Genomic DNA, 22197 nt, shown 5'->3' on the forward strand with positions numbered 1-22197 from the left:
CGTTTTGAGTTCTCCGGTTATTGATCAAGTGTTTGGTCAATAACCGGAAAACTCAAAACGCGGCTATCTCTTATTTACCCCACATGGCGTTTGCCGTTTCGGGGAAGAAAAGCGTTAGTTCAGGTACGTCGTTTACAACCCGGTTAGCCCATTCAACACCCTGCATCAATGAGTGATCCTGGTTACTAACCTCGTATTTCCAGGCGCCAAACCGGCCCCGCGACTTGATGCCGAACGGCTCCAGAGCGGGAAGCACGGCCTTCAGAATGCCGTCACGCTCCACCGAAGGAGTCGGGTAACCGTAGTCGAATGCTTTGTGGAACGTCGACACCACGTCGTCGGCCGATTCGATCAGTTGATCTTCGATCAGCGCCTTGATGGTATCGGCGATCAGCGTTTCGCGGTTCACTGGCTTAGCCGATGATTCGCTCGTCTCTGTCATCAGCGACCAGAACTGCTCCGAATCAGGTACGTTATTAGGACTATAATTCGAGAAAACCGTCACCCGGTAATAGGGACTGTTCGATTCCGGGAAGTACATCCAGCACATCGTCTCCAGGCTTTTCTTCGGCTTGCCCTTCAGGCCGATGCCCACCACGTTGGTAGAGGAGTGTTTCAGACCCTGCGCCGTTTCAACGATCTGTGCATCAAGCCCTTCTATCTTCCGGGTAAAGATATCGAGCGGAACGGTGCTCAGCAGGTGATCGTAGGTGATCGTCTCGCCGCTGGCCAGTACGATCTTCTTTTCAGGGCCAACTACCTTTTCGACCGTAGCATTCAGCTTGATCTTGTCGCGACCCACCAGGTTACCGACCGATTCCCAGATGCCGCCCGTTCCGCCATGCTTGGGGAACTGGAAGGTACTGTTTGGCCCCCAGGAGAAATCGTCCTGATCGAACAGGATGTTTTTCGTTACCCGGCCGAGGTCGGTCACGGCTACGCGTTCACCCACCCATACGGCGTTCATTTCTTCGGTTGGGTAGGCCCATACCTTAAAATTATACGGGAACATAAACGTTTCGGCGAGGCCTGGTCCGAAGGTTTGCAGAATCCACTCGCGGAAGTTTTTCGGCTTGTTGTTGGTGGGATTCTTGTAGACATGGATAATCCCTTCCAGGCATTTCCACATCGTATCGGTGGTCAGGTACTTGATGTTGTTCTGGAATGGATAGGGAACAAACCGGTTCTCGATCCAGACCCAGGATTCGCGCTGGTGTTTAAGCCAGCCATCTTCGCCCAATGCTTTGAGCATCAGGTCGTCGAAGTATTTGTAGTGCGAAAACTGCACGTGGCCGCCCACATCCCAGGTGAAGCCTTTTTCATCGACGAAGCTTTTCGACAAGCCTCCGATCCGGTTTTCTTTTTCGAGGACGACAAAGTCAGTGACGCCCAGTTCGTTGAGTCTGTAAGCGGCACCTAAACCTGTTGGTCCAGAGCCGATTATTACGTATTTAGTGTGCATTTGAGAGAGTAAATGAAACAAATCGACAACGGAAAAGTCGTTGTGTTAACCTAGTGCAAAACGGGTTCTGGTTTGCGCAAAGCAGCCACTTTACCGCTCAATTCGAGGCGGAACCGGGCTAACTCTTTAAAGCTTTGAATACATACTTTCAATAACTTCCACTTCAGGATGGATACCGTGCCCGTCAGCCGCTCTTTGTGAGTAATGGGAATATTGAAGAGGTCGTTGCCGGCTTTACGGGCCATGACGGCCAGGAAAATATTGGGGGCAAACGGCGTTGGCGTTGGCAGTTGAGCCAGCAGGCGCTTGAGGAAGCTGCCGCGGATGAGCCGGAATGGAATATTGCTGTCTTTGATATACGTTCCGTAGATCAGAAAGATGCTCAGTCGTAGAATACGGGTGATGATCAGGCGGGCGAGGGCATCGTACCGAACTTCACGACAGCCGAGAATAAACGGCGATTCGTGCCGTTTAGCCCACAGTTTCATGAAATCATCGGTCACAAACTGGTCATCGCTATCGGTCTGGAACACGTAGTCGGAGTCGATGGCTGTTGCCTGCCGGTAGGCGTTGACGACGGCGTTTCCGTGGCCACCGTTGGGTTGGTGCACGACAATGAGTTTGGGGTAATTTGGCTTGATCCGGTCCAGAATGGCGCCGGTTTTATCCTTAGATCCATCATTAACGACAATCAGCCGGGTGGTTTCCGTTGGGAACTGCTGGTCTAACAGGTTTGTCCACAGGTTTACAACGTCTTCGATACAGGCTTCTTCGTTGTAGGCCGGCATGACAATCGATAATAATACGCTCATGAAGTTTAGTTGGTCAATGGAGCTGAATGATGGAAACAGCGTATAAGGGTCTCTTAGCAGTTAACAACACAAAGATAGGTATTTGTTTGGCCCACTCGCCTTAGTGGCCCTGCTGGTTAGGGAGTGGCCTGCCTTAATACGCAAATCGATCTTTCAATTTGTTGATTGGCTTCTCGATCAGGAACCACGACAGGGTAGCCAGGCCAATGGTGATTGCCAGCAAATAGATAAACTGGAAGGCAAAGGAGGTATCCAGAAATGAAACCCAACTCGTTAGTTTTCGCCACACACGCAGCACAATGTGCGTTTGCGGCGTGTGATAGGCGTTGTAGATAAAGTTATGGTACAAATACAGGCCGTAGCTGATTTGCCCCATGTACTGGCTGACCGGGTGTTCGAGCAGCGTTTTCATGGGGCCTTTAAAGCCGACAATGGCTTTCCCAATCAGGAAGAACCCGATAAACGAAGCGGCCAGCCGTTCCCACACATGGGTGTATACGTTAAAGGAATTATGGTCGATGAGTGGGTGCTGGGCGGCGTATGACTTGGCGGCCCAGACGACCAGCCCCAGGGCGGCAATGCTGCCAAGAAGCCCAATGGATGAACTGAAGAGGGCCTCGAACCGGGCGCGTTGGTAGAGCCATAGCCAGGCCATGGCCAGCCCCAGCCCGAAGGCATCCAGGCAGGTAGGCATGGACACGTACCCAATGAACCAGGGATCGCCATGTAGCAGTAGCCCATACCGCAGGCTCACGCTACCAAGCAGCATAAGCAGGGCGGTGGGCATCACCCAGGTACGTGGTAACAGAAAGAGGAGCATGGGCATAAACAGGTAGACCTGCTCTTCGACGGCCAGCGACCAAAGGTGATCGACGGTGCCCATCCAGGTAGCGTAACGGGCAATGTACAGGTTACTGGCGTAGAGGGCCAGCCAGCCAATGGTGCGGCGGACGGGCGGCTCATTGAGCAGATACAGAACAAACAGCGTCAGGTAATAAATGGGGAAAATGCGCAGTGTCCGCCGGATATAGAAGGTCTTCAGGTAACTGCCCAGATGACTTGTTTTAGGCAGGGGTAATTTGTCTTTTCCCGACAGTAGAATGCGCGAGATCAGAAAGCCGCTGAGCACGAAAAAGATGGTGACCCCCAGCGAGCCGAGGGGCAGGGTCAGCGCCGGTGGCAGCCGTTCGGCAGTCCAGTGGTCGATCAGGACCAGGCCTACGGCCAGAAAACGCACCCCGTCTAACTGAATGAGGTGATTAAGTACGGGGCGTGTCGCTGATTTGGTAGTAGGGATCATAGCGTTAGTCGGTCTACCAGTTTTTGGCAGGACCAGTAGCCAGCCGGTGCGGGGAAACCGTCAGCAACTGGCTGGTTGGTTGAATGATGCCAGCGGGCTGGTTGGCCTTGTAGTGAACGATGGCGACCTGATACGTGCCTACCTCCAGCTCGTTGTCGGGAATGACCAGTTCGATGGGCTGGTCGGTGGCGTACAAGGGCAGAAGATTGACCAGCACGCGCCAGTGCCGGCGGGGGGCGGGCAGGGCTCCATACAGGTAGGTACGTTTGGCCGACCGCAGCAGCACGTTCAGACCGGCGTCGGGCCGGGTGAGCGACGGAACATCACCACCAGCCACCTGTGCACTGAGCCGAATGACGTAGGCGTTGTTGCGTTTAAAGAGGGTGTCGACCGGAACGGGTGGCGCCTGGGTACCGATAAAAAAAGCGGGTACCTGAGCGTCGTAGAAAGCAGGTGCATTGTCGATGAGGCGACGGGTCGTATCGTCGATCGTCGAGAGTGGACTATTCGTCGTGTAGGTCCAGTTATACTGCATGTTGGTCAGCAGCATCCGGCGCAGGGCAATGCTCTCATGCGCGTTAAAGCGGAAAGCACTCCACCAGAATATACCACCGACAGCGAGCCCGATTAACGCTAAAAACCAGCCTGATCTAAAGGGAACTGCATATGTTTGGTAATAGGCTGATATACAGTAGGTGTACGTTAAAGCTAACAGTGTTAGGGAGTAGATTCTGTACCGACTCGTCAGCAGCATGTCGTGTCCGTAGCCATACCGGCCCCACACCACCACCACGGCTGTGCCCAGCAGAAAGGCCAGTGCACCAAGGCCGAATGCCTGCAACGGGGTCCAGGCTATTTTTTGGCGGGAACGGGCCAGCGCTTGGAGAAAGATGACGCCCCAGCAGGCCAGTAAACCTCCACCCAGCACGATACTGAACGGGTACGGTTTGTTTGTAGGTAGTGCCTCGACTGCAGCCCCCAGAAAAGCCAGGCATCCGCCCGCCAGTTCAAGTAGGCTGCCACGGGTTTGGGGGTGTGTGGTGGGCTGGACATAATCGCCGAAGTAGAGTGCAATCAGGAGTACGGCAGCAACGCACCAGGGAATCAATTCCTTTGTCCGGTGCTGCGCCAGCAGCAACACCAGGCCGATAGGCCAGACCAAAAAGCCGTTGCCGCTCACCAGCGTGGCGATCATGGCCAGGGTAATGGCCCACCCAATCCGGTGGTGATGCGCCAGCAGGTACAGGCAGGCTATCGACCAGCCAACGATCGAAAAATTCTGGATGGAAGAAAGCGCCCAGTACAGATTTTCCCATTGCGCCAGACTAACGATAAACAGGGCGACGGGGGGCAGGAAGAGGTACCACGGCCGGACGTAGCGGCGCAGAAACGCGCCGAACAGCACCACGAGTGCCAGCAGGCTCAGGTCCCCGTAGATCATCAGCCGTTTGAAGCTAAGCTTGCCAAACAGGGTATAATCGGCCCAGGTAAGCAGCCGGTCATAGGCAATCCGGTGTTCATTATGCTGCTTCACCACCTGCCGGAACCAGCCCAGCGGGGATGTTTCGTGTTCCAGCGCGATCAAAAAGCCTTTCAGCGCATGATCATCCCACTTGGGTACGTTCACCGCCAGGTTAGCCCAGGCCCAACTCACCGCCCCAATCGGCAGGGCCGTGAAAACCAGCGCATAGAGCCAACCCGGCCAGACCGAAGGCCTGCCTGTTGCGGCCGGGTCTGGTACGATGGGCTGTATGGGTTGACGGTGTTGCGTAAACGACATGTGCTGCGGCCTCTAGTAGCGGTACGTCTGGCCTTTAAAATCAAAGATAAGCACCCGTTGGCCTGTTTTCCCCTTTACCAGCCAAATCCGGTCCGACTGGGTGGTGTCCATGCGTTGGTAATACGTGGCTTTTTTGGGTAAATACAGGTTCGTCATCTGGGCATCTTTGATGGAAAATGGCCAGTAGGTCTTCTCAATTTCATCGGCGGGGTGAAGCCGTATGGCAGGATACAGTACCGTATCGCCGGGCGCATACTGCGTTTTAATCGATTCGGCCGCCGTCATATACGGATTCCGGATTCGGGGTACGCCGAACTGGGTATACTTTACGGCAACATCGTCGAGAATCCGTTGGTCGAGGGCCAAAATGTAATAGCCCTGCACGAGCACCACAACGCCGAGGGTCACCGCCAGAAAGCGGGGCATACGCAACAGTTGATCGAGCATCATACCCAGCAGAATCAGCGCATACGGAAACGAAAAGCTCGTATACCGTTGCGTGATGCCGTACGTATGGTCGTTCTTAAAGGCCATGATCAGCAGGAACAGCGTTGGCGTGATGAGCAGCATAGTGAGCAGCACCGCAAACTGCCGCTGGCCGGGTTGACTGTAATGGGTCATTGCCCGGTAGAGAACGTACCCAAACAGCGGTACAGCCGCCAGCACTACCTGCTGCCCCGTTTTGATGGTGGCAATCAGTAACACGCTGCTCAGTAGCACCGGAATCGCCGCCGACACCCAGGCGGGTACGCTAACCGACCGTCGATAGCGCCAGACAATTGCCAGGGCCAGTAAGCCGACAAATAGGCCGACTACGGTGTTTCGTTTACCCAGCGCATCCAGCGTCAGGCCGTTGGTGAGCCAGAAGAGGTCGGCGAAAACGGGCAGCGCCATCTTCAGAATATTTGGAATCGTGCCGGGCAGCATATAACCAAAACCGTTGTTGCCGGGGCTGCTGTAGGCCAGGTTCCGGTAAAACTGGGCCTGATAGGCCATGGTCATGAAAATGTACTTGCCGCCGCCAATGGTGAACCAGGGAACAAGCAACGTAACGGTGGCAATAAGCCAGGTCAGGCCCAGACCCAGGTACGTTCGGATGTCGCGGATATAGAAGAGCAGGTACAGGCCGTGGGCCACAAAGACCATCGCGCCCAGGCTATGCCCCAGAATGGTCATGGCGTAGGTAAGGCCATAGGCGATGTAGAGGCCCCAGGGGTGTTTGTTGGTTTGCCGCCGTTCCAGGATAAGCAGGAACAGGTACGTCGACAGCAGGGACACGAAGATGGTCATGCTGTAGCTGCGGGCCACGTGGGCGTAGGCCACGAAGAAAGGCTCGGTAGCGGCCAGGGCGGCGCTAAACAGTCCCACCCGCTCGGAGCCCGTGTAGCGAACGGCAAGCAGGTACGTTAATATGATCACGCCCATACTGAAGATCACCGACAGGAACCGGGTCGAATAATCGCCGATGCCGAAGACCTCGATCCACAGGGCCAGTAGTCCGGTATAGGCCGGGCTGTTGCTGATATCACTGCGGATAATGGCCTCGTTATAATCGGCCAGGGTTTTGGGTTTCCAGAATTCGGCGGGGGTAAAATACGTTTTGCCGGGGGTGAAGAAAACGTCTTTCTGGTTAGAGCCTTCCTGCACAACGCCCTGGGTGCAGACGAGCGTGAACTTCTCGTCGAGGAAAATACCGTGGGCGTCCAGTTTATAGATACGCAGCCCAAACGCGACCAGTAGAATCAGGGAAAGGGTGATCAGCGCTTGTCGGGAAGCGAAACTAGAGCCGGTTTGGCGAACATTCATGGGATAAACTAGCCCGCAGGCAATGGGGGGGTGGCTACAAAGTAAGCCAACACCCCGCTAACTTACAAAGTCAGGATCGTGAATTCTACCCGCCGGTTGAGCCGTCGCTTCTCTTCCGATTCGTTACTGGCGATGGGTTTGCTGGGCCCCCAGGCTTTGGTTTGAATGCGGTTTTCGGTTACGCCTTTGGTTATCAGGTATTGCTTTACCCGCTGCACCCGGTCTTCGGCCAGTTTCATGTTCAGGTTCCATTCCCCCTGGTTGTCGGTATGGCCTTCTACCAGGATAGTCATGGCTGGGTACTGCGCCAGCAGGGTTGTCAGTTGATCCAGTTCGGCTTCTGAGCCCGGCAGCAGGTCTGCTTCGCTCTGTTTAAAGAGGACGCCGCGCAGCACCACTTTGGCCCCCGGCTGAATGGGCATGATATACAGGTTCCGGCGGATGTCGCGGAATCGTTTATCACGGCTCAGGTCCAGCGTTTCAGTCATGGGGAAATAGCCATCCTTCCGGGCCGACAGTTTGTACGCTTTCTGGGTGGGCAGTACCATTTTATATTCACCCGTTTCGGGGTCATATTCCACTTTACTGAATTCTTTGTCCGTATCCAGCAGGCCAGAGACCACTTCGGTCGATACGGGCTTTTTGCTGATGGCATCCAGCACCTGCCCCGAAATGATGGCTACCGGTTCGGGCCGAATGGCGGGATACAGTTTCAACCGGAAAATATCGTCTTCGCCCAGCGAATTGGCCCGGGAGCTCAGGTAAGCGTAATCGCCGGAAGCCGGAATGGTGAAATAGCCATCCCATTCGGGGGTATTGACCGCCGGGCCAAGGTTCTCAGGAGGCGACCAGTTGGCCCAACTGTCATCGAGGCGGTGGGTAACAAAAATATCGCCGTTGCCAAAACCGGGATGTCCTTCCGACGTAAAATAGAGCGTTCGGTTATCAACGGCCAGAAACGGGGCACTTTCTTCGGCTGCCGTGTTCACTACGGCCCCCAGCGATTTGGGTTCGCTCCAACTGAGGTCAGGTGTTCGGAAAGAAACGTACAGATCCCGATCGCCCTCAGTTTCGCTTCGTTGTACTGCCAGCAACATGGTCAGTCCGTCGGGCGCGACGGTTATTTCCATCTGGGGCGGTGTGATTTCGTGGTTACTCGTTTCGGTCGGTTGCCGGGTATAGTTATTGGTAATTTTACATTCCCGTGGAAACGTCCACCCGCCTTTTGAAAAGGTCGATTTCGAGACGCCGAAGTTCAGACTGCCATCTGGCTTATAGACGTTGAGGAGGTAGATCGTTTTGCCATCGGGCGAAATGCCACTGATTGCATTGTTATCCGCATTGTTGATGGGTGCGCCAATGTTTTTGGCTTCACTCCAACTCCGATCAGTATTAAGGGTTGCGTACCAGACATCCTGCGTTTTAGCATTACCGATGTTGCCTTTGTGAGTCCTGGTAAAGTAGATCGTTCTGCCATCGGGCGAAATAACCGGGGCAACTTCCTGACCGGGCGAGTTGATGTTTGTGCCGAGGTTCTCTTTTTCCAGCGTGTTGGGCGTGTTTGGCGCTACAGTCACTGCCAGCGTTACGGGTTTATCGGCGGTTGTGATCCCGATGGCGTCGATCTGGTTGATGCCCTTTGTGCGGCTGGGGTTCAAGACCACTTTTACCTGCTGGCCAACCAGCGAACTGTCGGGTAAAATAATGCGGAGCAGCGGATCGATGGTTTTATCGCTGGCTCGGCTGGCTGCCTGCTTCTCTGAAAAGACAACGTGCTCCTGCTGTTTGGTATCATACACGATCACCCGCACAATCGCTCCCGGATTGGTCCATTCGGCCACCAGCACCTGCCGGATGGCCTGCGGTCGCGCCATGGCAACGGTAATTGACTCTTCCGTATTTCCATCCACGTTGGCGGGGGCCCAGGCGCAGGGTGTACTCTTTACCGGCAGTAAGACGCTTGGTGCACCGAGCGCCTGCGACGCTTTCATCTGTTTACCACCGCCTTCGCCCCGTCCTTCAGAGGATACGCTCACCACCCGGTCTGCCCATTGTATGGCCTGGCTGCGGCCAGCCAGGGGAAGGGCCAGCGAGACGTATAGTAGCCACCGGGGGCTGATCCGAAAGTGGGAAATAGAGTGAGGCTGAAGCGGAAACATAGGTTGATGAAGAACGATTAATTGGTCATAACGTGGTACTCCCAGGGTTTGAGTGTCATGGTCATCCCCGTTTTTAATTCCATTGGCTTATGCTCGAAGACATCGGTATACAGGCCTGCGTAGCCATCGCCACCCAGCCGAATGCTCTGCACCTGATTACTAAGGTTAATGACAACGGTGACCCGGTCATTGTCCCGTTGCCGGTAGAAGGCGTATACCTGCTCATCGCGTCCGGTCGGAATTTTTACCAGGTCGCCACCGGCTTCGCCGTTCCACAGCGCCCGGTTGCGGTGTTTCAGCGTGAGCAACGATTTATAGAACGTAGCGTCGGCATACGTTCCCCAGTTGATGGGGTCTTTCTCAAAGAACGGTAATCGCCTGTTCAGTCCTGATTCCATGCCGTTATACACCAGCGGCATGCCGTTGAAGGTGCTGGTCAGCGCTACGAAGGCTTTGGCCCCGGCTCCAAATGATTCGCTCAGGGTGCCGTTCCACGTATTTTCGTCGTGGTTCTGGGTAAACTGCATCTGGTAGGCCCATCGTGGATATTCTTTCCGGCGAAGGGCCAATAGCGAGTCGATGGCTCTGGCGTTGGCTTTTCCTTTGGCAATGTTCTTCAACAACGCGTGCATAGCCCAGCCGTAATTCATGTTGAAGCAGGAGCGGAACTGAGATGGATCACCCTCCGATTCGGCGAGCATAAACACGGGCTTTATCTTGTCGAGCGTTGGGCGGACTTCCTGCCAGAAATCATCGGGCACAAGGCCGGCCACATCCATCCGGTAGCCATCAATGTCGGCTTCACGTACCCAGAAGGTCATTGCATCGATCATGGCCGCCCGCAGGTCAGGGTTGTTGTAATTCAAATCCACTACATCGTCCCAGCCCGTTGGTTTACCTTTCTCGTCCAGCGGCGATGTCATTTTGCCACCGGCGAGCGTATACCAGTCCGGGTGTTGTTTCACCCAGGGATGATCCCAGGCGGTATGGTTGGGTACGTAGTCGAGGATAACGCGCATGCCCAGATCGTGCGCCCGCTGCACGAGTTTCTTCAGGTCTTCAAACGTGCCGTATTCCGGGTTGACCGCCTTGTAGTCGGCCACCGAATAGGGGCTACCCAATGTACCTTTTTTCTTTTGTATGCCAATAGGATAAATAGGCATTAGCCAGACAATATCAACGCCTAGCTCTTTAAGGCGGGGCAACTGGGCTTCCACACCGGCCAGATCACCTTTCGCCGAAAACTGCCGGACATTCACTTCGTAGATCGTTGCGTTTTTCGTCCACTCAGGAGCGGGTACGGTTGGGCTTGCCTGGGCGGTGGAATCGAGTTTTGTTGTAACAGATAATGAGCCGGCCTGGGTTTCGGTCTGCTCGGAACTGGTTCTACATCCCCCGACACTCAACGTCAGTACGAGCAGGGCCAGGTGAATAAAAGTGCGTTTCATAGATGTCGGTTTCAGTACGGTGGGTCCTGTTGGGCGAAATGCCTGATCCTCAGTTATCTGCGGGGAGTCAGGCGACGGTAGGAGTGGGGCGTTGTTTTAATTGCCGGATGGCGAGCAGCGGATCGTCGGCGCCAAAGACAGCCGTGCCAGCAACGGCGTAGTGAGCACCCGCCGCCAGCACAGCCCCAATGGTATTCAGATCAACGCCACCATCCACGCCAATTAGTGCCGGACTGCCTGCCCCGGCCAGCAGTCGGCGCATCTTTTGGACTTTAGGAATCGACAGCGGTAACAGTTTTTGTCCGCCAAAGCCCGGATTAATGGTCATAATCAGTACCTGATCAAAGGCATCGGTCAAGTCGGCGAGCACGTCGACGGGGGTTTGCATGTTGAGAGCTACACCCGCCCGGCAACCCGCTTCCCGAATCTGGGTGAGCGTGCGGTGCAGGTGCGTGGAGGCTTCGTAGTGCACCGTAATGGCGGCAGCTCCCGCTTTGGCAAACGCATCCACATAGCGCTCAGGCTGCACAATCATTAAATGGACGTCGAGGGGTTTGGTGGTGTGGCGGCGAACGGCTTCCATGACGGGAAAGCCAAACGAGATGTTGGGGACAAAAACACCGTCCATTACATCAATATGAAACCAGTCGGCCTCACTGCGGTTAATCAGTTCGACATCTCGTTGTAAATTGGCAAAATCGGCGGCCAGGATAGACGGAGCCAGTAGTAAATCGGTCATGGTAAACGCGTGAGCAAGCTTATTAAACGGCGAAAGCCTGCGGACTGTAAAGCTAAGCTTGTAAAACTACCTTTTTTTTGCCTGAATGCCGAAACTCCGCCATCTTCGTGCCGTCCAGAATCTGTCCTGTCTAAACGGCCATCGACCGGCCGCTATTGCCTCTTTATCCATGTCTCCACAAGACCGTATCCAGGAGTTGACGACCCAACTCAATTACTACAACGATCAGTATTATCAACATAGCCAGTCGGTTGTGGATGACTTTACATTCGATAAGTTACTGGCCGAACTCCAGTCATTAGAAAAGCAATATCCTGATCTGACCCTACCCGATTCTCCCACGTTGCGGGTTGGCGGTACGATCAGCAAGGAATTTACGACGGTTTATCACCGTTTTCCCATGCTTTCGCTCGGGAATACATATTCAGAAGCCGACCTGACCGAGTTTGACGCCCGGGTACGAAAAGGGCTCAACGGGGAGGCATTCGAGTATATCTGCGAACAAAAATTCGACGGGGTAGCCCTTAGCATGACCTACGAGAACGGCCTCTTGGTGCAGGGAGCTACCCGTGGCGATGGGGTTCGCGGCGATGATATTACTAACAATATCCGTACCATTCGGACGGTGCCCCTGCGCATCACCGCCGATCCGCTTCCTGCCCTGTTCGAGGTACGGGGTGAGGGTTTTCTGCCCCTGGCGGAGTTTGAGCGGATCAACAAAGAGCGCGAAGATATTGGCGAACCGTTGCTGGCCAATCCGCGCAATGCGGCCTCAGGTACGTTCAAACAACAGGATTCGTCGGCAGTAGCCAAACGGCGGCTGGATTGTTACCTCTACTCGTTTCTGGCGGACGAATCGGTGTTTGCCACGCATGAAGAAAGTTTGCAGAAGATGGCCGACTGGGGGTTCAACGTGTCGCCAACCTGGGCGAAATGTGCCGATTTAGCCGCTGTACTGGCTTATATCGCCACCTGGGAGACAAAACGCTTTACCCTGCCGCTCAACACCGACGGCATTGTGATCAAAGTAAACCGCTACGATCAGCAGCGCGAACTGGGTTACACGGCCAAGAGTCCGCGCTGGGCGATTGCCTATAAATACAAAACGGTAGCGGCGGCAACCACGCTCAACAGCGTGAGCTACCAGGTGGGGCGTACGGGCGCGGTTACGCCGGTAGCTCACCTGTCGCCGGTGTTGCTGGCCGGAACGGTGGTAAAACGGGCGTCGTTGCATAACGCCAATGAGATTGCCCGGCTTGGTGTGATGCTGGGCGATACGGTTTTCGTGGAGAAGGGCGGCGAAATTATTCCGAAAATAACCGGCGTAGATCTTAGCAAACGGTCTGAGTTGGTGCGCCCCGTCGATTACCCCACGCACTGCCCGGCCTGTGGCACTGAGCTGGTCCGTCGCGAGAAAGAGGCGCACTTCTATTGCACCAACGAGAAACATTGCCCGCCGCAACGGCAGGCTCGTTTCGAGCATTTCATTCAGCGCCGGGCCATGAATATCGAAAGCCTGGGCGAAGGCAAGATCGAATTGCTGATCGATCAGGGCCTCGTAGACAGTCCCGCCGATTTATATGAGTTGACGAACGACAAGCTGCTGGGGCTTCAGAAGACGTATCCGGCCAGTCCGATCGTGCATGAAGACGGAACGGAAGAGCCGGGTAAAGCCCGGACGGTGAAGTTCGGTCAGAAAACCGTTGATAATATTTTGACGGCCATTGAGCGGTCAAAGTCGCAGCCGTTTGCCAACGTGTTGTTTGCGCTGGGTATCAGGTACGTTGGTCGAACAACGGCCGACCGGCTGGTCGATTATTTCGGCTCGATGGATGCGCTGATGGCGGCCCCGCTCGACATACTGGCGGGTGTACCCGACGTGGGGCCGCGCATTGCCGAAAGTGCGTACCTGTGGTGTCAGGACGACGAAAACCGGCGCTATATCGATCGGCTCCGGGCGGCCGGGCTGACGTTTGTTTCGGAGAAAAAAGAAGTCGCCCAGGAGAGTGAGTCGCTGGCGGGGAAGACGTTCCTTTACACAGGTACGTTCGCCAATTTCAGCCGGGAGACGCTCGAAGAACGGATTGCCGCCAACGGCGGACGGTTGTTGAGCGGTGTTTCCAAAAAACTAAACTACCTGATCGTGGGTGAAAACGCGGGGCCGTCTAAAGTGCAGAAAGCGCAGCAACTGAATGTTACCCAGCTCAGCGAAGACGAGTTCATGGCGATGCTGGGAGAATGAGCAAGTGTCATGTTTCATGTTTCAGGTTTCGAGTGACACTGCCAATCAACTAAATGGTGAGTCAACAACGCCACTGGAAACCTGAAGTCTGAAACCTGACACTTGTAATACTTAACTCGTACCTTTGTAAGGGCCAATATGACCTTTCTCTGCTCATGCACACACAGTTTCACGGTGTGGGTGTTGCCATCGTAACACCTTTCAATACGGACCATTCCATCGACTTCGATGGTTTTGGCCGGGTTATCAATCACATCTCAGAAGGAGGTGTGCGGTATATCGTGCTCCAGGGCACCACGGGCGAATCGCCGACCGTGACAAAAGCCGAGAAGCAGCAGTTGCTTCAGTACGTAAACGAAAACAATCCGCGTAACCTGCCCATCGTGTTTGGCGTTGGCGGAAACGTGACCGCCGATGTCGTAAGCGGCATGAAGGATATTGATTTTCAGGGCGTCGATGCTATTCTGTCGGTTTGCCCTTATTACAATAAGCCTGGAAAACGGGGCGTAATCGAACATTTTACGCGCGTTGCCGACGCCAGCCCGGTCCCCGTTATCCTGTACAACATTCCGTTCCGCACCGGCATTAACATGTCGGCCGAAACGATTGTTGAACTGGCTCAGCACCCGAATATCATTGGCGTAAAAGAAGCTTCCTGCGTCATTGAACAGTGCATGGAAATTGCCCGCGACAAACCGGACGATTTTCTGCTCATCTCCGGTGATGATGTGCAGGGCGTTCCCATCATCAGCATCGGTGGGGTAGGGGTTATGTCGGTGATTGCCAACGCGTTTCCCGCCCGTTTCTGTGGCCTGATCGACGCGGCACTGCAAGGTGATTTCCGAACTGCCAGCCGTGAGCTCAGCCACTTCCTGCGCATTGATCCGTTGCTCTACGAAGAAGGTAACCCGGTGGGTGTGAAGAAAATCATGGAATTGATCGGCCTGATGGGCTCTGATGTTCGTCTGCCACTAATGAAAGCATCAGATGACCTGGGTGAGCGAATGAAGGCCGTTCTTCAGCAGGATCACCTGCTGGAATTAGTAGCTTAGTCAACTGAACAAATAGACAAAATTCTTTGTTTGCCAGACAAATGTCTATATTGGTTTTTGGTAAATAAACAGCACATGGCAGTTCAGGATCGTAACCGATTAGTGTTAGCCGCCCTGCGGGGAGTACCGGCCCTGCTTTTCTTCGAGGTGGCCGATCAGACCGGGTACCGGCGCGAGCAGGTTGCCGAGGTGTTCGATACGTCGTTGAAAACGTTTCAACGGTACGAACGTGAACACCGGAATCTGAACCCGCAGGATAGCGAGAAAGTACTAAAAATTCAGGCACTCTTCAGCCGGGGCACCGACGTATTCGGGTCGGCCGAGGCCTTTCGTCGCTGGATGGACAAACCGGCTTTCGGGCTGGGTGGTCAAGTGCCGTTTGCGCTACTCCATACCTCCGGAGGAATCGATCTGATCATGGATGAGCTCATTCGGATCGACTACGGCGATCTGGCTTAACGGGTGGAGGTATATCGAATTACCCGCGCCATCTATACGGATCGGTTGGTGGCGTCGGGCGGAGCAGCCCGTTGGAATAGCCGGGGTCGTTTCGTTATTTACACGGCTGGTAGCCGCGCACTGGCCTGTCTGGAAAACGTTGTTCACCGGAGTGGTGAAGGCCTGCAGGAATTATTCCGGGTCATGGTTATCGACGTACCTAACGCCTTACCGGTTGATACGATTACCCTGGCCGATCTGCCCACTGACTGGGCTGATTATCAGAACTATGATATCTGTCAGCAACGGGGCGAATTATGGTTGCTCCGGGGAGCTGCCCCTGTGTTGAAAGTGCCGTCGGCCGTGGTGCCGCAGGAGTGGAATTACTTACTCAACCCGGCTCATCCTTCTTTTGCTGCCATACAGTTACTGCGCACCGAAGCCTTTACATTTGATCCCCGTTTGAAAAGCTAGCTAGCGGTGATGTAGCCGGTGAATGCTGCCTCGATGGGCGGTTCGTTTGCGGCTAATGGGCTCATCACCAACCCTAAACTGGTGCGTGGCAGCGTCTATATTTCAAGGCATGTTTTAGATAGCGGATAATTGTATTTCAGTAAGAATATAGAGGTGTTCCACGAAGGCGAACGTACCTGGAACGTACCTGGCCAGTGAAGCCTGTAGATAGGAGATATAAGCCTCCAGACGGGCGATTCAAGGCTTTATTTTCTCTTCTGGTGAAAATTTTGTATATTTGTCTATAGCCCTTCCGTGTGAAACGGTACGGGCAGAAATTGCAAATTTTCGCGAAATTCCCCCTTCCGTTTATGGCAGAACAGACTCCCGAAATGGAGAATCCCAGCAACATTGTCCCCATTAATATTGAGGATGAAATGCGTGGGGCATACATCGATTATTCGATGTCGGTTATCATCTCGCGGGCCTTGCCCGATGTGCGTGATGGCCTCAAACCCGTTCACCGCCGCGTATTGTTTGGCATGGCCGAACTGGGTGTAAACTACAATAAACCGCATAAGAAATCGGCCCGTATCGTGGGCGAAGTGCTGGGTAAATACCACCCACACGGCGACTCATCGGTGTATGATACCATGGTGCGTATGGCCCAGGACTGGTCGTTGCGCTACCCGATGGTGGATGGCCAGGGAAACTTCGGCTCCGTCGATGGGGACTCACCAGCGGCGATGCGTTATACAGAAGCCCGCCTGAAACGGATTGCCGACGAAATGCTCGGTGATATCTACAAGGAAACGGTTGATTTCCAACCCAACTTTGATGATTCGCTGGAAGAGCCAACCGTCATGCCAGCCAAGCTGCCTAACCTGCTGCTCAACGGCTCGTCGGGTATTGCCGTTGGGATGGCTACCAACATGGCTCCTCACAACCTTACGGAGGTAGTGGATGGTATCACGGCCTTTCTGGATAACCCCGACATTACCATTGATGAACTGATCAGGTTTGTCGTGGCACCTGACTTCCCGACGGGAGGTACGATCTTCGGCATGAGTGGTGTGCATTCCGCGTTTCATACAGGGCGCGGCCGGGTGGTGATCCGGGCTAACGCCACGATCGAAGAAAACCGGGGCAAAACGCAGATTATCGTTACGGAGATTCCGTACATGGTCAATAAGTCGGTGATGCTCGAAAAAACGGCCGATCTCATCAATGAGAAGAAGATCGAAGGTATTTCGGCGTTCCGCGATGAATCGGATCGGGATGGGATGCGCGTAGTGTACGATATCAAGCGGGATGCCAATGCCAGCGTGGTGTTGAACAACCTGTATAAGCATACGGCGCTCCAATCATCGTTCAGTATCAACAATGTGGCGCTGGTGAAAGGGCGCCCTATGATTCTGAACCTCAAAGACATGATGCGCTATTACGTAGAGCATCGCTATGAGGTGATTACCCGACGTACCCAGTACGAACTGCGTGAAGCCGAAAAGCGGGCGCACATTCTGTTGGGCCTGCTCATCGCCCTGGATAACATCGACGCGGTGATCGAACTGATTCGTTCGTCGAAAGATGCTGAGGTGGCCAAGAATGGCCTGATGGAGAAGTTCGCCTTGTCAGAAATTCAGGCGAAAGCCATTCTGGAAATGCGTCTCCAGCGCCTGACCGGTCTGGAACGGGCCAAGATTCAGGCGGAGTACGACGAGTTGATGCGTGACATCGCCGACTATAACGACATACTGGCCAGAGACGAGCGGAAGAAGCAGATCATCAAAGATGAACTGGCCGATCTGCGGGCCCGGTTTGGCGATCCACGACGTACCCAGATCAACGCCCTGGGCGATGGTGACCTGGATGACCTGTCGTTGATCGATGATGAAGAGATGATCATTACCATCTCGCACGAAGGCTACATCAAGCGGACGGCGTTGACCGAGTATCGTCAGCAGGGGAGGGGTACAAAAGGATCGAAGGGGGCATCGTCGAAAGACGGCGACTTCACTGAATTCCTGTACTCAGCCACTATGCACAATACGTTGCTCATCTTCACCCAGAAGGGGCGGATGTACTGGTTGCCGGTTTACAAGATTCAGGAGGGTGCCCGTGACGCCAAGGGAAAACCGCTACCAAACTACATTCAGATCGACAGCGACGATAAGGTACGGGCGGTAATCAACGTGAAGAACCTGGATGACCCCGACTACATCAAGAATAATTTCATTGTGATGTGTACCGAGCAGGGAACGATTAAAAAGACCTTGCTGGAAGCCTACTCAAACGTTCGCCGGACCGGTATTATCGCCATCACCATTGACGAAAGCGATCGCCTGCTGGACGTGGTCATGACAAACGGTGATAATGACCTGGTGATTGCCTCGCGCGCTGGTAAAGCGGTTCGTTTTCACGAAACCCGGGTACGTCCGATGGGTCGTACAGCAGCCGGTGTTAAAGGCATTACACTTGATGATGAGGTAGAAGACGATCGGGTGATCGGCATGGTTTGTATCGGCCGACCGGATGCGCAACTGCTGGTTATTTCGGAAAATGGATATGGTAAACGGTCGCCCATTGATGAATACCGGGTGACAAACCGGGGTGCCAAAGGGGTAGGTACGTTGAAGATTACGGAAAAAGTAGGTGCGCTGGTTGGTATCCTTCAGGCATCTGATGAAGACGATCTGATGGTCATCAACCGGTCAGGTATCCTGTTGCGTACACCGGTTAATGCCATTAACGTTATTGGCCGGAATACGCAGGGCGTACGGATCATTAAACTACGTGAAGGTGATGCTATCTCATCGGTAATGACCGTTTTACGTGATGAAACAGACGTGGCCGACGAATCCGCTGAAGTTGTTGTAAGCGACGATCCAACTCCCGAGGCGGCTGAATAATTGCCTGAGAGCCAGTTAATAATTTATTGCAACGAGCCTCCGTGTTAAACCGGAGGCTCTTTTTTATGTCAAAATGCCGGGTGAAATGTGTATTTTCGCCGTATTGTTGAACAAAACTTAGTATTAGACTACATGGCACATCAAACGATGGCACACTCCATGACACATTCCGTGAAAACCATGATGGCCGTATCGGCAGCGACACTCTTATCCGTGTCTGCAATGGCCCAAAATAAAGCCCTTCTTTTCAAAGAACAGGGTGCTTTGGACAAAGCCAAAACCGAAATTGATAATAACGTCAATGACCCTAAACTGGCTACTAAAGCCAAGACATGGGTAAGCCGGGCGCAGATTTATGAGGCGTTGGCTAATGATACGAAAGCATCGGCGCTCGACTCAAATGCAGCGATGGTCGCCTATGATTCCTACAAAAAAGCCCTGGAGGTAGAGCCAAACGGCAAAATGACCAAGGAAATCAACGACGCCTTGTCAGGGCAGATGCTTTATTCGGCTATGATGAATCAGGGCATACGGCGGTATCAGGCCAAGAGCTACGATGCGGCGTATACGGCTATGTCATTGGCTGCCAACATCAATGCCAAGGATACCACTGCACCGATGTATGCCGGGATCAGTGCCCAGCAGGCTATGTCGGCGAAAGGAGAGGGGGCCAACCGCGCCGAGTACATGACGAAGACCAAACAGCAGTTTGAAAAATATGCGGAGAATGGTGGTCGTGATGTAACGATCTGGGCTAGCCTGGCGCAGATGTACAACAGCGATAAAGAAGTAGACAAGGCCCTGGCTACGCTGGATCGGGCCATGAAAATCTTCCCGACCAACCGGGACCTGGGCACAACGCGGGTGAGCATCCTGCAATCGTCGGGCCGGATGGACGAGGCGATCAATGGCATGAAGGAATTGTACGAGAAAAACCCGAACGATGCCCAATCGGCGGTGAACCTCGGTATCATGTATGATAACAGTGCGCAGCAGTTTTCGGCCGATGCAAAAAAAGCTGCTGACGAGGCAAAGAAAGGAGGCAAGCTGACCAAGAAGCTAGCCGACGAAAAAGCACTTATGGATACCTATATGAGTGAGGTTGTTCGGTTAACGGCTGCTATAAAGAAACAGCCAAAGAGTGCTGAACTGAAGCGTCAACTGACGGACGTTCAGACCAAGATAGCTGAGCAGAAAACGAAGATGGCCGAACTTGATCAGCAGGTTAAAGCAGAAGCCGCTAAAGGAGTCGATGGCACTGCTTTACAGGCTAAAGCAACTGAGCTGAGCAAGAAAGCGAATGATACGAAGGCTATTGCCCGTGACTACTATCAGAAAGCGCTGACTGCAGACGCCAACAACTTCGAAGCCAATTTCAACACGGGTGTCGGTATATTTAACGACGCTGTGGAGATGAAGAGCGAGGTTGATAACATGAGCATGGCTGAATACACAAAGAGTGGTAAAGAAGTGGAAGGCCGTGTGTGTGGTAAGTTCAAACAGGCATTGCCTTTTTTCCAGAAAGCTAAATCAGTGAAGGCAGACGACGCAACGTTGAACAGTACGCTGGAACAACTGGAAGGTATCTTGAAGCAGTTTGAAGACAAGAAAGTAGCCTGTGTAGATCCAGGTAAATAAAGAGTTGAAGGGAGGCTAAAACGGCTTCCCTTCTTTTTGTCGGTTTTTACTTAACATAATATAAATTATACAACTAAACAGAAGGACGTTATTCACGTCTTATCAACAACATATCCACGTGAAACGTTAATGTATTACTAGAGAGTGAGTTAACTAAAAAACGCGCTATATGGATCATATAGCGCGTTTTTTAGTCGAATAAAGCTAGACGTTAAGTAAGCTTGCCCGACGATTTATACACACCCTCTACTTAAAGTAAAAGCCATTGGGTACGTAGCCCACGGCAACAGAATCGATGCGGAGACCTGTTGGCTGAAAGCGCCTCACGACGCCTTTACTCGTTGAGTCGCGCGAGTAACCACCGTAAATAATCCCGGTAGATGGATCAACGCCAAGCCCGGTGAACGATTGATTCAGTAAGGGTTTATCCACTGGAATTGATGTGGCGCCAGCCGGAAACGAGTAAACGGCTCCTTTTAGCAGGAAATAGAACGTTTGGCTGGTAGCGTTAAAAACCAGGTTGGTTGGGTTGCCAGCTACTGGATGACCACCAATACTGACGTGGCCGACTACTTGCCGGGTTACCGGATTGATACGGGCCAGTTCAGCGGTGGTCGTGCCTCCGGCGGTAAGCCGGCTTGGCTTTCCGCTGCAAAGTACATTGACAAGTCCTGCTGTAGGGTCATAGATAACAGAAGTCGGTACGTCCCCTACCGGAATAGTCGTTACGACCTGGTCTGTTATTGTATTGATGACAGAAACGGTGTTTCCATTATCAGGACCACCTGAGTTAGCCACGAACAATTGGTCGCCAACAACGACCATCTGTTCTGGTCCCGGGCCAACCGAAATATGATTAATTACCTTTCGATCCGCCAAGTTAACGATTGCTATACCTGGGGCCATCGTTTTACCTCCCCAGTAGCTGACATATCCTTTGAGGTAAAAGCCACTCTGTGGAGGTGCCGCAACCATATATCGGCACTGCTCAACATTTTTATCAACCAGCGCAATGCTACGGAAGGTACTGTTTTCAACTACTTCCACTTTATCGCTATTGCTAACGAGCAGGTACCCTTTACCATCAATTTCAGTATAGGATCGAAGAAGATCGCCAAGAGGCCGATCGTTGGTAGTTGTAAAGATGCTGTTTACTGATCCCCTATCAGATGAAATAAAGCTTACTGATGCGTTCCCTTTACCGGACTGTCCTGCTTCGAGCACAATGACACCATGCTCATATGGTTCGGTCCGCAGAGGTTCTGTGATGGTGCAGGCTTCTGAAAAAAACAGAAGCGTTAAACCAAGAAGCGATAAACGTAATGGACGATGCTGATACATGAAATAATGAATAAGTGGATAAAGATACCCATCAATAAAGCTTCAGCGATTATATGTTAGTGATTGGATCGGGATAATACCCGCCAACCACCTGTTCAGGTACGTCCCGTCAGGCTGGCGTATATTCCCGGAACGTCCCATCGGTATAAAAGATTAAGATACGATCAATAACCTGTTTTGTTGTGCCAGTTTGTTTTGGAATGATCGTTTCGTTTCCTTGATTGGTTGACATCGCCTGAGGGGCAGTGTCGGATGGAAGAGGTGATTTCGGAGGGTCATGAGGTGGTGCCTCATCTGTTGATAATTGTATATCGGATTCCAGAAACCACTCATATGTAAATTCAGGAAAGCGTCGCACAATTTTCTGAATGATATCCAGGCTAGGCCTGTTGCGGCCAGAAAGTATATGGGAAATACTGGAGCGTTGAACGCCAATATCGTCAGCCAGGTAGGAAGGCGATAAGTTCTTGATTGTCAAGACCTGTTTAATTTTGTCATTGATTGACATTTGTATGAAGTTGCTATATGTAAATTACTTTTGTAAATATAAGGTGTCTATATACAATTGTCAATGAGTAGGCAATTAAATAGCCCGCATTACATTTGTAATACGGGCTA

The 22197-nt window shown here is 53.0% G+C and carries 16 protein-coding genes; 6 read left to right on the forward strand and 10 right to left on the reverse strand.

What is annotated here, in order from left to right; genetic code table 11:
- Window positions 1–70: 70 nt before the first annotated feature.
- The 8 genes from ACFE8Q_RS11625 to rpe all read right to left on the reverse strand — a co-directional run bounded on the left by ACFE8Q_RS11625 (window position 71) and on the right by rpe (window position 11506).
- Window positions 71–1462 carry a protoporphyrinogen/coproporphyrinogen oxidase gene (locus tag ACFE8Q_RS11625; protein ID WP_375445560.1) on the reverse strand — a complete coding sequence of 464 codons (1392 nt, stop codon included), beginning with the start codon at window positions 1460–1462 and terminating at the stop codon, window positions 71–73.
- 50 nt (window positions 1463–1512) lie between these two features.
- Entirely contained in the window at window positions 1513–2274 is a 762-nt protein-coding gene (locus tag ACFE8Q_RS11630; protein ID WP_375445561.1) for a glycosyltransferase family 2 protein, read from the reverse strand.
- 133 nt (window positions 2275–2407) lie between these two features.
- Window positions 2408–3574: an acyltransferase family protein gene (locus ACFE8Q_RS11635; RefSeq protein ID WP_375445562.1), complete on the reverse strand. Its 1167-nt coding sequence runs from the start codon at window positions 3572–3574 to the stop codon at window positions 2408–2410.
- 13 nt (window positions 3575–3587) lie between these two features.
- Window positions 3588–5354: a hypothetical protein gene (locus ACFE8Q_RS11640; RefSeq protein WP_375445563.1), complete on the reverse strand. Its 1767-nt coding sequence runs from the start codon at window positions 5352–5354 to the stop codon at window positions 3588–3590.
- 12 nt (window positions 5355–5366) lie between these two features.
- Window positions 5367–7160 carry a glycosyltransferase family 39 protein gene (locus ACFE8Q_RS11645; protein ID WP_375445564.1) on the reverse strand — a complete coding sequence of 598 codons (1794 nt, stop codon included), beginning with the start codon at window positions 7158–7160 and terminating at the stop codon, window positions 5367–5369.
- Between the two features lie 62 nt (window positions 7161–7222).
- Complete coding sequence (locus ACFE8Q_RS11650; protein ID WP_375445565.1) at window positions 7223–9319, reverse strand: OmpA family protein; 2097 nt, start codon at window positions 9317–9319, stop codon at window positions 7223–7225.
- A gap of 17 nt (window positions 9320–9336) precedes the next feature.
- On the reverse strand, window positions 9337–10767 hold the full coding sequence (locus tag ACFE8Q_RS11655; protein ID WP_375445566.1) for an alpha-amylase family glycosyl hydrolase: 1431 nt from the start codon (window positions 10765–10767) through the stop codon (window positions 9337–9339).
- A gap of 67 nt (window positions 10768–10834) precedes the next feature.
- Entirely contained in the window at window positions 10835–11506 is a 672-nt protein-coding gene (rpe, locus tag ACFE8Q_RS11660; protein WP_375445567.1) for a ribulose-phosphate 3-epimerase, read from the reverse strand.
- Between the two features lie 169 nt (window positions 11507–11675).
- Between rpe and ligA the strand changes: the two genes are divergently transcribed.
- The 6 genes from ligA (at window position 11676) to ACFE8Q_RS11690 (ending at window position 20238) form a co-directional block, all read left to right on the forward strand.
- Window positions 11676–13748: an NAD-dependent DNA ligase LigA gene (gene ligA / locus ACFE8Q_RS11665; protein WP_375445568.1), complete on the forward strand. Its 2073-nt coding sequence runs from the start codon at window positions 11676–11678 to the stop codon at window positions 13746–13748.
- Window positions 13749–13903: 155 nt separating this feature from the next.
- Window positions 13904–14800, forward strand: a complete 897-nt coding sequence (gene dapA / locus ACFE8Q_RS11670; RefSeq protein ID WP_375445569.1) for a 4-hydroxy-tetrahydrodipicolinate synthase — start codon at window positions 13904–13906, stop codon at window positions 14798–14800.
- A 75-nt stretch (window positions 14801–14875) separates the two neighbouring features.
- On the forward strand, window positions 14876–15259 hold the full coding sequence (locus ACFE8Q_RS11675; protein ID WP_375445570.1) for an antitoxin Xre/MbcA/ParS toxin-binding domain-containing protein: 384 nt from the start codon (window positions 14876–14878) through the stop codon (window positions 15257–15259).
- Window positions 15260–15262: 3 nt separating this feature from the next.
- Window positions 15263–15712 (forward strand): RES family NAD+ phosphorylase, encoded by a 450-nt coding sequence (locus ACFE8Q_RS11680; protein WP_375445571.1) that lies wholly within the window; start codon window positions 15263–15265, stop codon window positions 15710–15712.
- A 350-nt stretch (window positions 15713–16062) separates the two neighbouring features.
- Window positions 16063–18600, forward strand: a complete 2538-nt coding sequence (gyrA, locus tag ACFE8Q_RS11685) for a DNA gyrase subunit A (RefSeq protein ID WP_375445572.1) — start codon at window positions 16063–16065, stop codon at window positions 18598–18600.
- 159 nt (window positions 18601–18759) lie between these two features.
- Complete coding sequence (locus ACFE8Q_RS11690; protein WP_375445573.1) at window positions 18760–20238, forward strand: tetratricopeptide repeat protein; 1479 nt, start codon at window positions 18760–18762, stop codon at window positions 20236–20238.
- 246 nt (window positions 20239–20484) lie between these two features.
- Here ACFE8Q_RS11690 and ACFE8Q_RS11695 read toward each other — a convergent pair whose 3' ends face one another.
- Both ACFE8Q_RS11695 and ACFE8Q_RS11700 read right to left on the reverse strand, forming a co-directional pair.
- On the reverse strand, window positions 20485–21579 hold the full coding sequence (locus tag ACFE8Q_RS11695) for a YncE family protein (protein ID WP_375445574.1): 1095 nt from the start codon (window positions 21577–21579) through the stop codon (window positions 20485–20487).
- 109 nt (window positions 21580–21688) lie between these two features.
- Window positions 21689–22087, reverse strand: coding sequence for a helix-turn-helix transcriptional regulator (locus ACFE8Q_RS11700; protein ID WP_375445575.1), 399 nt, complete (start codon window positions 22085–22087; stop codon window positions 21689–21691).
- Window positions 22088–22197 lie beyond the last annotated feature (110 nt).

This window comes from uncultured Fibrella sp., assembly GCF_964250085.1.
Lineage (GTDB): Bacteria > Bacteroidota > Bacteroidia > Cytophagales > Spirosomataceae > Fibrella.